The organism is Colidextribacter sp. OB.20 (genome assembly GCF_009911595.1).
In the GTDB taxonomy this organism is placed as follows: Bacteria; Bacillota; Clostridia; order Oscillospirales; family Oscillospiraceae; genus Lawsonibacter.
Window position 1 is genome coordinate 1 of sequence record NZ_QWKG01000093.1, and the last position, 11,576, is coordinate 11,576.

The following is an 11,576-nucleotide window of genomic DNA, read 5'->3' on the forward strand; positions in this document are numbered from 1 at the left end:
GTAAAAGCGGAGGGTCTGCGCCTCGCCCACCTTGATTTTGATGGACTTGGGCGTGGTGTCGAGGACATAGCCCTCCAATGTCTTGATCTCCTTGGCGGTAATGGTCACGCCGGGTTCCAGGCCCTCAATCACAATGCGGCCATTCTCGTCGGTGATATACTCTCCGTTGGAGCTGCCTACCACCTGACCATTGGACTCCGTTATCAGGAAAGTTACCCCTTTCAGCGGGTCCGTGGTCCCGGTGACATACTTCTCAATGACCAGCCGGGTCTTGGGGTCGTTCTCAAACGTCAAATCGTTGCCGCCGCCAGTCCCGCCGTTGTTCCCGGTATTGCCGCCGCCCGAACTGCCGCCCGTGCCGCTGGTGACACTGTTGGAGCCGTTGCGGACAATGATGGTCTGCGGGGTGGTGTTCAGCACGTATCCGCTGGGGACTTTGGTTTCTGTGACCACAACGGTACTGCCAGGAATGAGGCCGGATACGGTCACAGTACCGTCCTTGCCGGTGGTGTAGCGGCCCAGCACGGTCCCGTTGCCGTCTTTCACAGTAAATTCTGTGTTGGGGATGGGTTTTCCGGTCACAGAATCCATTTTTTTAATGGTCAGACTACAAAGCGGCTCATTAAGAAACACAAGGGTCTGTGTATCCTCCGGGTTGACGGTGACGGTCTGCGTCTGGGTGGACTGGTCGATCACATAGCCGGGAGCTGCCTTGACCTCCTTGGCAACGATAGTCCCGGTCACGCCGGAAACGCGGATTTCTCCCTTATCGTCCGTGGTGTACAGGCCATTGGAGGACAGATGCCCGTTGTCATTGTCCACATAGCCGCCGGAGGCGTAGGTAAGCTGGAACTGCGCCCCGGCGATCAGATTGCCGGAAACACTGTCCTTTTTCTGAATGACCAGCGTACCGGCCTTTTTATTCCAAAACGTCAACTGCTGGACTTCCCCGGCCTTAATCAAAATGTCCTGGGGAGTGCCGTCGAGGACATAGCCCTCCACGGTCTTGATTTCACGGGCGATAACGGTTGTGCCGGGTTCGATGCCATCCAGAACGATTTCTCCGGCCTTATCGGTGTAGTAGGTCCCATCGTCCGGGCCAACAGCGGCCCCGGAGCCGTCCACCACCTTGAAGCACACGCCGGAAAGCGGTTCATTTTCAGTGCCCTCAATAAATTTTCGGATAATCAGGGTGGTGGCAGGCTCGTTGTCAAAAATCAGGCTGTTGGCAACGCCGGTACGGACAACGATATTTTTCGGGGTTTCGTCCTTGATATAGCCGGTGGGGGCCTTGCTCTCGGACACCACGATAGTGGCGTTGGGAGCCAGCCCAGAGACGGTCACAGTACCGTCCGTCCCGGTGATATACCGGCCATTGTTGGGGCCGATGGCCCTGCCCTCGCTGTCCCGAACCAGGAACTCCGCCCCTTTCAACGGCTTTTTGGTCACGGCGTCCCGTTTGAGGATGGTCAATGTGCAAAGAGGATCGTCGTAAAAGCGGAGGGTCTGTGTGTCCCCGGCGTTGACCACAACCGTCTGCGGGGTGGGGTCCGCCTGATAATTGTCCGGGGCCTTGACCTCGGACACCACATAGGTTCCGGGGAGCAGCTTGGACAGCACGATCTGGCCGCTGCGGTCGGTGGTGTAAAGGCCGTTGGAGCTGGTCAGGCCCTCGTTGTCCGGGGTCAGCTCCCCGTTGGCGTTGGTGATTTTGAACTGAGCGCCGGAGAGGGGCAGCTTGGTCACACTGTCGTACTTCTCCACGATCAGCCCGCCCTTGGGGGTGTTGGTGACAATGACAGTCTGCGTGTCGCCGTTGGCCCCAATGACCACGTTGGTGCTGGGGCTGTCCATGACGTACCCTGCCGGGGCTTTTGTTTCAGTCAGTACATAGGCCCCCGGAGCGAGGTTGGTAATGCGGATTTCGCCGTTGCTGTCGGTGGTGAACAGACCGTTCTGGGTCAATGTGGATGTGCCGATCACACCGTCCAGACCTACCTCACAACCTGCGGCGGTAGCCACCCGGAACTCCGCGCCGGGGAGGGGCTGGCCGGTGAGACTGTCCCGTTTCTGGATAATCATGGAGCCTTTCGGCTGGTTCTTAAAGGTGAGGGTAACGGTGCGGCCCTCCTTGATCTGCACCGTCTGGCTCTGGCTGTCGATGATAAAACCGGCAGGGGCGCGGGTTTCTGTGACTACCACGCTCTTGCCGGGTTTCAGGCCGGGGATGCGGATTTCGCCGTTTTCATCGGTGCGGTAAACGCCGTTGCTGTCACCGATCAGAGTACCATCTGCATACATAATTTTGAACTCGGCATCCTGGAGCGTAATGCTGGGATTGACGGAGCATACCTTTCTGATAAGCAAAATTCCGTCCGGGGAATTGTCAAAACGGACGGTAATGACACTCTGTTCCCCGCTGTCCGCCAGATACACCGTCTCGGAGGCGTTGATGATGGAGTACCCGTCAGCGGGGTCCACTTCTTCCACCACATAGGTGCCGCTTTTCAGCCCCGTCCAGATGGCGGTGCCGTTTTTGCCCGTCACTTTCTGTCCGATGACCGTGCCGCCCGTGCCGGAAGTGCCGCCTAAATACCGCAGTTGGAACGTGCATCCGGGCAGGGCCTCATGGGTCACACTGTCGTATTTCTCCACAATAATTCCATTCAGCGGCTCATTCTGGAATGTCAGGGTCTTGCTCTCGCCGCCGTGGATAATAACGCGCTGGGTGGTGGGTTCTTTCATCTGAAAGCCGGGGGCGGGGGCCACCTCAGTCACGGTGTACTCGCCGGGGTACATCTTCTTGCCCTGCTCATGCACCTTGATCTGACCGTTGGCGTCGGTGAAAATATACCCGTAGTCAATGGAGGCGGGAGCGTCCGCCGCCTCGCCGTTGCTGGTGTAGGTGACGTGGAACTTGGCCCCTTCAATGGGAGCGCCCGCCACACTGTCCTCCTTGAAAATGGTCAGCTCCGGGGCCTTATGGTCCTTGAATGTGACGGTTTTCTCATCGCCGGGGTTCAGGCTGACCGTCTGCTCCCGGTCGGCGTTCCTGCTGGGGAGGTAGTAGGGCGCGGGCACAGACTTCTCCGTGATTTTATAGGAGCCGGGGGCCAGCCGCAGGGAAACCGTTCCGTCCGCGCCGGTGGTCACATCGTTGCGGTAGTCGCCGTCAATGGCCTCGATGGTGAACACAGTGCCGGGGATAATGTCGTTTGTGTCAGCATCAAGTTTGGCGATGGTCAAAAGGGGCTGCTTCAAATTATCGAAAATCAGCTCCCGTTCCTCGCCGGGGCCGAGGTAGATGGTCTGCGTGGGTTCATCCCCCACCACATAGGGGTCCGGGACGGACTTCTCGATGATTTCATAACTGTCCACGGGGATATTGGAGAGGACGGCCTTGCCGTTCGGCCCGGTGGTCACGTCGTTGTGGTAGCCGTAGTGGATGCCCTTGACCTCAAAGACGGTTCCGGGAATGACCTCCTTGGTCTGGGCGTCCCGCTTGAGGATGGACAGGCTGGGCAGCTTCTTATCCGCCGCCGTCACGGTGACAGTGCCGCCGCCGTTGATAGTGGCCTGATCCACATGGGCGATAACCGGCTCAGTCAGTGTGGCATAGGGGGCCGGGGCGCTCACCTCCACAAAAGCGTACATCCCCTCAGTCACATCGGTAACAGTAATGGAGCCGTCCGCCTTGGTAGCCTCGGTTCCAATAATCTGGCCGTCCTTCACGATATTGAACACAGCGCCGGGGAGAGGGTTGCCGCTGTCATCCAGCTTGATAAGTTTTACCTTTACCTTGGCGTCATTTTCAAACACCAGGGCAATATCGGTCTTACCGTCCCAGCGGAAGGTCTGCTTGGTCTTATTCACATCGGGGCTTTTGGTGTAGCCCTCCGGGGGCGTGACTTCCTCGGCGGTGTAGCTGCCGAGGGGCATATCTTTCCAGGGTACGTCGGTCAGGTAGCCGCCGGTTCCGGTGACATAGGTTCCAGTGAAGTCGTTGTCCACGCCCTCAATTTTAATGACCGCTCCGGCGAGGCCCTTGGTGGGATCGTCCGCATCCACCTTGCGGATGCTCCCCTCGCCGGTGATTTCCGGGCTGTCCGCAAAGGTGACGGTCACGGTGTTGTTGCCATTGCTGGGCAGGACAACATACTGCGGTCCAGCGTTGTCGATCTCGTAGCCCTCCGGAGCCTCCAGCTCGGTCACGGCGTAAGTGCCCGCATCCAGAGCGGTCAGGGTATATGTCCCGTCCTGCCCCGTCACAATCTCTTTGGAGAAGGCGCCATTTTCCGAACTCACTAAGAATCGCGCCCCGGCAAGACCCTTGTTGGGGTTGGTGCTGTCCACCTTTTTGACGGTAAGCTCATATTTTTGGCGGGTGATGTTCAGCTCGCCCACCATAACGGCCTGCACGTCATTTGCGGGGTGATAGTTAGAGCCGGGGCCGGTGTAGGCGTACTCATAGACGCTGCACTCGCCCCATACGCCCTGTGCGCCCAAATCCAGAATATATTGGGCGCGGTCGCGGAACGATCTGCCGTCCATGGTATCGTCAATGCTGGTATAGCTGGTATGCTCCAGATTGTTGTAAACGCACAGCAGTTCCTCAGCGCAGGCCACCACGGGGTCAGACAGCAGACCGGCCTTGTAGCGCCAGACGACAGCCTGGGTCCAGGAGTTCATGGTCCAGGTGTAGTTGCTGTCCCACACGTCGTCCACGCCGAGGGCTTTGGCCTGATCGGTAAAGACGCCGGTAGAATGTGCGTAGAAGTAGGCCATCATCGTTTTGACTGTGGGATCGGAGATGGGCTTGGGATTTCCCCAGGTGTGGCCTTTCAGTGACCAGCCCATGCCCTTGCCCTTCTCGGCACAGAAGCCCATGGTACTCTTTCCATTGAGGGCAAAGTGCATCTGGTGCATATAGCACTCACCCAGGGCCGGGGAATCGTACTTGGTCCCGCTGTAAGCACAGTCATCCATTTTGATAGTGTCCGGCGCGGCGGCGCTGGCGGGAGCCGTCAGCATACTGAGAATGGAGACGACTGCCAGAAGCAATGCGGTAATTCGTTTTTTCATATAGCCTCCTCATCATGTGTTGGCATGAAAAGAGGCTATACCCCCCTAAAATATCGGGAAATACCGTCCTCCTTTCATGCGTGTGTTTGGGTGTTCCCGATCTCTATTTTTAGGGGAATAAAATAACCGCCCTGCGGAACAAGGCGGCTGCGGAGAAATGCGTCTCACGGTGAGACGCATTTCCGGGCACAGAAAAAGGCCCTCCAGCCGGGGGGCCTTTTCTGTCTGTACTTTTAGGGTTCGTAGGGATTGTGGGTGTTCGGCCTGCCGACAATCATAAAGCAGTAGGTCACGCCGCCGCTCTCGGTTACGCCCACGCCAATGCTGTCGCAGTCCGGCTTTATCATCGTATCAAAGTGGCCGGGAGAATTAAGCCAGTTGTCGTGGGCGTGCTGGGCGGCGTCCTCCGTGGCGACGCCGGTGAATACCGTAAGGTTTATGCCGAAACCGTAGGGGTAGCCGCTGGCGATCACGGCCTCACATTCCTCTTTTGTGTGATGCCAGGTGTACCGCTGATCCGAGAGGGTTTGGGCGGCGGTCATCAGGGCCTCGCTGACCGGAAGCTCCGCCACGCCGTTGGCCTTGCGGGTCTGGTTGATAAGCCGTACCAGTTCCTGCCGTACATCCGGTTCCTCCGTGGGGCTGGGGCCGTCCACGACGGAGGGGACCGCTGGAGTACCGGAGCCAACGGTGAGCGTCAGGGTTCCGCTCTCTCCGGCACGGTTGGCGGCGGTGATGTTTGCGGTTCCCTCCGCCTTGGCTACGGCCACCCAAAATCCTGTGATTTGCTCCACCAGTACCGTGTCCGGGTTGCTGGAGGTAACGGTGTACTCCGTCCCGCTGGGGCCGATCATGAGGCCGCTCCGCTCTCCGACTGCCAGGGTATTGCCCTTGTAGCTGTTTACCCGGACAGCACTTGCCGGGGGATCTGCGGCTATGGCCGGAATAGTGAGCAGGGAGAGTGTCAGCATGGCGGCGGTGAGCCGGACGGTCAATCTTGCTTTTTTCATGGTTGTTTTCCTCCTGTAATGTAGTTTTGGTTGGGCTTCTCTATCATTATTATACTACATTTGGGGGAAATTGTCCAAAAATGGCGTGTCAAGCCTCGACTGCCCGGACGCACCAGCGGTAGCTGGGCTGGTTCATCACGCAGGTAAAAAGCGTGATGCAGTTGTCGCTGGTGGCCTCCAGCATGGTGTTGTCCATCACGTCAACCTTTGCCACACTGGTAACGGTATAGGTGCGGGTTCCCAGGGCGGTGGTAAGGGTGATGGTATTGCCCGTGTCAAGTGTATGGATTTTGCCAAAATGATTATTTACCCCCCGGTTGTGCCCAGCCAACGCAACATTTCCATTCCAGATGCTGGTGTTGGTGAAGTGGCCCGCCCCCTTTTTCAGAGCGGCGCTGTCCGTCCCCTGATAGATATTGACACTCAAGCCGATGGACGGGATTTCCAGTGTGCCCAAACTGCCGTTGCTGTAATAGAGGTCGGCGGTCACATCGGTAAAGGCGGTGACGGGGCCGCTGGTGGTGGGATAGGCCGGACTGGTGGGCGCGGAGCTGTCAACCGCGCCGGGGAGGGCCGGTGTGCCGCCGCCTGTGCCGCCCGTCACGGTGAGGGTGTACTTCCCGCTCAGGGGGCCGTCCGCCGCGAGGTTCGGGGTCAGGTACTCCCCGGAGTTGGGCAAGTAGCTGGTGGGCGTCCCAAAACCGGGAGGAATGAGGGCGCTGCTCTTGCTCCTGTCCTTGTTGGCGGGTTCCGCCCCGGTCTGGATGATGTCCTCCGTGCTGGTGGGGGTGCCAAAATCCCCGGTGGGAGGGCCGTCAAAGGTATATTCCAGCGCATGGGCCGGGGTCACAGCCAGAGCCAGCAGCAGGGCGGTGGACAACAGTGTGGTTTTCCATTTCTTCATGTGGTGTACTCCTTCCATTCTTTTTTAGCCTTGTATTTTTTCAGCAGGAACTTCCCCAGGAAGGCCAGCCCTGCCGCCCCCGCCCCGATGGGCAGGATCAGCAGCCATTTCAGGCCGCTCCCGCTGGAGCTGCCGGGTTCTGCCGGCTCCGGCGGCTGGGTCTCCGTACCGTTATCCTCTGCTCCCGGTTCGTTCTGGACGGGGGCATTGATGGGGGCGCCGCTGAACACCGCCGTATAGATCATCTCGCCGCTGATGGTCTTGACCACCTCGCCGGCGTATTCGGCGGTGATAACATAGCCGGTGGCGTATTTGCTGGTAGCGGTGCCGGTGTAGCTGGCGGTGGCGTTGTAAAACTCCCCGGCCTCCAGCCATTGAACGTCCGCCAGGGTCAGTGTCCGCCCGCCGTCCGTAATAGTCTTGGGGATCAGGGAGGAGTCGGCGTCGGACAGGCTGGGATAGGTGCGGGTGGCGGTAACGGTGCGGGAGGATGAGCCATAGCCCGCAGCCTCCACGGCGATACTGGCGGTGTCCAGGGTCAGGATGCCGGTAAAGCCGTCCTCGGTGGTGACTTCCCGCGTGGCGGCGAGCTGGGGCATGATCTTGTCCATGTCCTTGGTGCCGCTGTCCAGGGTGACGGTCTCGGTGTGTTCTCTGGTCTCGCTCTCGGTGTAGTCCTGCCGGGTCACGTCCAGCAGGGTATAGCGGTATCCCTCCCGCTCAAAATCAGCGGTGGGGATATTGGCCGGATTGTCGGCTGCGGTGAGCAGATAGACTTTCTCCAAACGGCGGCCGCTGCCCGTCTCGGTTTCCACGATCTCCGTGGGGTACAGGGCGGCGGGCCGGACGGGGGCGGTCCCCTCCGGCGCCTCCGCGGCCAAGGCCGGGCAGGTCATGGCGCAGGCCAGAATCACCGCCATCAGCAGGGGTGTGATGCGTTTCATGCAGATAACCTCCAATTTCAAGTAATGTCGAAATGCGTCTCAAATTGAGCCGCATTTCCGGGCTTGCCGCCCCGCCGACGGCTTGCGGCGGGGCGCTGGAAGGGCTGCTGGCGATCCCGTCAGGTCCGCCAGCTCTCCAGGATAGCAAAAGCCGCTGACAAGCGGCTTTTGGGGTGTTTTCCCCTTGGTGACTAAAAAATCCGGCGAACGGCCCCTGTCAAGGTCCGGCCAGTCCGCAGACTGGCCGGCTCGCGGGCGATTGCGCCAGCAATCGTCCGGCCTTGACGGGGGACGAGCGGCGGATTAGTCTCTCAAAGGGGAAAAACACCCCTATTCCGGCTCTACCTTCCGGGACGGCGGGGCGGGGTCCGGGTCCGCTGTTTGTCCACCTCCAGATTTTTGTCAATAGAGCGGCCTATTTTTTTGCTCATGTCCTGAATGGTGTCCAGTGCGTGCCTGCGGTCCTCGGTTTCCCAGCCGTCATACAGTTCCGGCAGGCGTTCCGTCTCCGGCATAGGCCGCTCGATCCCGAACCTGCGGCAAAGGATGTAGGACACGCTCTGGGCGTCCAGCTCACACTCGGCCCGGTTGTAGCCGGGGGTCGCGCCCTTGGCGTGGAAGCGGGACTGTGCCACCTCTGCGGCAATAGCGGCAAACGCCTCATGGTCGGGGAAATCGGGGTTGATGGCCAGCTCTATGCTGCCGGGGTCATAGTAGGCGGGAACGGGCAGCTCCTTGTCAATGACCACGGGAGCCACGGCGTAGTTGAGTACCGTAGTCAGCGCGGTCTCCATGCCCTTGCTTCCCTCCTTCAAAACGGGGCGTTTCAGATCCCGGCCCTGGGTCTGGCTCACATCATAGGCGTCGGCCAGAACATACCCCCGCCCCATGGGGCCTCTGGCGAAGATTTTCACGCCGTTGTTCATTTCCTCGCCCATAACGGAGCGGTTCAGGGCCCGCCAGCGGTCACGGGTGCCGAACACGGTGGCCTGGGGCAGCGCCACCATGACCAGGGCGATGTTGCCCACACTGTACGCCGGGTTGTCCCCCTGCATATCCAGGTAGCGGGCGTATGCCTCCGGGCTGCTGGTGATCTGCATAATGCCCGCGTCCTGCAAGGCGACGGTGTTTTCCCGTTCCGACTGCTGCTGTGCCTTCCAGCGGGTGTCATTCTCGGCCTTTTGGGAGACGATCTGTTCCAGATTTGCCATAAAAAATTACCTCCATTTTATCGTGTTTGGGGCGGGCGCTTGGGGGCCTGCCGCTGCGGGGCCTTGCCCGGTTCCTTCATCCCCTCGGACGCGGCCCGCAGAGCGGCCAGCCGCCCTTTGACCGTGGGAATGTCCCCCACCTTGGCGGGGGTGTCAGTAGTCCTCGTCGTCCTCCTCTCGCTCTGCGATGGCGTCGAGCCACTCCCGCGCTGTGGTGAGGAGCTGCCGGGCCGAGCGCGGGGGACGGCTTTTTTTGGCTCCCCGTCCTCCTTTCCTCTGGCGGGAGCGCCGTAGCCCCGCCGCTCCATGAACAGGTTGACTTGGGACACAAAATCCACATTCGTCACAAGGTCCACCACGCCGTCTGTTCTCCGTTTGTCCTTTACAACAGAGTAGAGGACATTTTTCTTGGCATAGGCCCGGAACTCCGCAAGGTCGCTCTCCTTGATCTGGAACACCTTCAGCTCCTTGTTCTCCCGGAGCAGGCGGCCCATGCCAGCCTTGCCCACCAGCTTTTTGTCCTCCTTTGCCAGCGCCCACAGCAGCGCCGCCAGACTGGTGCCGCCTGCCGCCAGCAGCTTGATACTGGCCTCGGTGAGCTGGATGCTCTCTTTCACCATCAGGTCGGCCACATCACCGCTTACATCCATTGACTTTCACCTCTTCCTGTTTTCAGATATTGAATGACTTCCAGCATAGAGCAGTAACAGGTATGGTTGGCATACCGTTTGGAAAGCAGACGGATATGCCGCTCCCGCTGGCTCTCCGGCAGGGCGGAGAAGATACGCACATCCTCTGCGGCTGTCTGGTGGTTCAGCAGGGTAACACTGCCCCAGGGCTGGCCCTCCACGGTTTTGTCCGCACGGAGAAAGAGGGCGATCACTGGCCATGCTGTGACGCCCTGGCAGGCCAGCCATTCCAGATTTGCGGGAGCGCCGGGTTCGTACACCGTTGGCAGGTCGGACAACCGGCAGCGCCCGCGATGGGCCAGAAACAAATAGTCGGTATGCCTGCGGCGTTGCAGCAGGGCAATACTCCGTTCAACGCTCCCGTCCATGATCGGCTGGTGTTCTCCGGCCAGTTTCAAAATGCCGCTGAGGTCCGCTTTTATCAGTTTTTTCATGGATCACGCTCCTTGCTTCGCTGGTATCGGCCCGCACTGTCTCCTGTACTGCGGAAATGCCTTTCTCAATGCGGGCACACAATTTTAACTCCCGGCGCAGCTCCCGCAATTTGGCGGTCAGGCCGGTGATCTCGTCCGTCACAGTGCCGCCACCATGACCGGCGCGGCGGATTCTATACAGTTCCCGCCGCTGGTCCGTCAGTGCGTCGATGCTGGCTTGCAGCGCGTCATACTGCATGGATAGCTGGTCTGCTGTCTCAATGCGGTTTTTCATCAGATATTGGAATTGCTCTTGATAGCGGTCAAACTTGATGATCTCCGCCCGTGAGACGAACGCCGCCCGTTTTTTCGGACGGCGCTTCGGGACAGCCCCCAGCAGATAGAGATACTTAAAGTAGAGGGCACGCAAGCCTTTCAGTTTGCGGGGCCTGCCGGGGATGCCGCCTTTTGGCCGGTATCTCCGGCCCGGCGTCAGCGGCTGGACGAGGGGGTGGAAGGATGGGCTGGCTGGAGCGGACGGCGGGGCCTCGCCGGAACGGACGCCGGACAGCCGGGCTTGAATGTCCGCTTCCGTGTAGCCGCCGCCCAGACTGTCCAGCCGGAAAAACCGCTGGCCTCCGGGGGGCTTGACGGCGGTGTGCTTGACATTGGCCCCCCGCTTGACGGTATAGCCCAGCTCCTCCAGCTGCTGCCAGAAGGTTTTCATGGTGTAGGCGCTGGCGATGGCGGCCTCAATGTCCTGCCGGACCAGTGCCCGGAGAGTGGGCCTGCCTTGGGCCTCCGCGTCCCATTCCGCATAGTGCCTGCCGCCCTCTCCCGGCTCGATCACGGAAAGGCCGTGGGTGCGGCTGACTTCATTGGAAATGCCGCGAATATCCCCGTAGTAGTCCTTAAAAGTATTCTTGTACTTAGCCCCGTCCACAAAGGAAACGGAGTTGAACAGGATATGACAATGCAGGTGGTCCCGGTCTAAATGGGTGGAAATGACCGCCTCGTAGCGGTCCCCCAGCAGCCGGGACGCGAACTCCACACCGATCTCATGGGCCTGTTTCGGGGTGACTTCTCCGGGGGCAAAGGCGTGGATCAGGTGATACCCTAAAACGCCGCCGGGCTTTCCCCAGCGGCGCTTGGTCTCCTGCATATCCTGATAGGCGCTCTTCAGATCACAGTTGATGGCCGTCTCCAAAACGGAGCGGCCGTCTGGCAGGGCGTTTTTATCTGTCCAGCCAATGTAATCCAGCACAGCGGCCATGTCGGTTTTTTCATGGTTCAGCACATAGTCCACACAATGGTCCAGTCGGG

At 59.8% G+C, this 11,576-nt stretch carries 8 protein-coding genes; all 8 read right to left on the reverse strand.

Annotated elements, in window-relative coordinates:
* The coding region (locus tag D1641_RS17465; RefSeq protein WP_160668009.1) for a SpaA isopeptide-forming pilin-related protein at positions 1 to 5,082 on the reverse strand (5,082 nt) is incomplete at its 3' end.
* A gap of 233 nt (positions 5,083 to 5,315) precedes the next feature.
* Positions 5,316 to 6,092 (reverse strand): CAP domain-containing protein, encoded by a 777-nt coding sequence (locus tag D1641_RS17470; protein WP_160668012.1) that lies wholly within the window; start codon positions 6,090 to 6,092, stop codon positions 5,316 to 5,318.
* Between the two features lie 88 nt (positions 6,093 to 6,180).
* A complete protein-coding gene (locus D1641_RS17475) occupies positions 6,181 to 6,996 on the reverse strand; it encodes a class D sortase (RefSeq protein WP_160668015.1) in 816 nt (271 codons plus the stop codon).
* Positions 6,993 to 7,940, reverse strand: coding sequence for a hypothetical protein (locus D1641_RS17480; protein WP_160668017.1), 948 nt, complete (start codon positions 7,938 to 7,940; stop codon positions 6,993 to 6,995). Before D1641_RS17480 ends, D1641_RS17475 begins: the two co-directional genes overlap by 4 nt.
* Positions 7,941 to 8,281: 341 nt before the next feature.
* Entirely contained in the window at positions 8,282 to 9,151 is an 870-nt protein-coding gene (locus tag D1641_RS17485) for a hypothetical protein (RefSeq protein ID WP_160668020.1), read from the reverse strand.
* A gap of 17 nt (positions 9,152 to 9,168) precedes the next feature.
* A complete protein-coding gene (locus D1641_RS17490) occupies positions 9,169 to 9,801 on the reverse strand; it encodes a DUF3801 domain-containing protein (RefSeq protein WP_160668022.1) in 633 nt (210 codons plus the stop codon).
* Positions 9,792 to 10,274, reverse strand: coding sequence for a hypothetical protein (locus tag D1641_RS17495; protein WP_160668025.1), 483 nt, complete (start codon positions 10,272 to 10,274; stop codon positions 9,792 to 9,794). The genes D1641_RS17490 and D1641_RS17495 overlap by 10 nt, the downstream gene beginning before the upstream one ends.
* The coding region (locus D1641_RS17500) for a relaxase/mobilization nuclease domain-containing protein (RefSeq protein WP_160668028.1) at positions 10,192 to 11,576 on the reverse strand (1,385 nt) is incomplete at its 5' end. The genes D1641_RS17500 and D1641_RS17495, both read right to left, overlap by 83 nt.

Coding starts and splice junctions, on each gene's coding strand:
- D1641_RS17475 (WP_160668015.1), bottom strand. CDS start 6,996: ATGAAGAAATGGAAAACCACACTGTTGTCCACCGCCCTGCTGCTGGCT.
- D1641_RS17485 (WP_160668020.1), bottom strand. CDS start 9,151: ATGGCAAATCTGGAACAGATCGTCTCCCAAAAGGCCGAGAATGACACC.
- D1641_RS17495 (WP_160668025.1), bottom strand. CDS start 10,274: ATGAAAAAACTGATAAAAGCGGACCTCAGCGGCATTTTGAAACTGGCC.
- D1641_RS17470 (WP_160668012.1), bottom strand. CDS start 6,092: ATGAAAAAAGCAAGATTGACCGTCCGGCTCACCGCCGCCATGCTGACA.
- D1641_RS17490 (WP_160668022.1), bottom strand. CDS start 9,801: ATGGATGTAAGCGGTGATGTGGCCGACCTGATGGTGAAAGAGAGCATC.
- D1641_RS17480 (WP_160668017.1), bottom strand. CDS start 7,940: ATGAAACGCATCACACCCCTGCTGATGGCGGTGATTCTGGCCTGCGCC.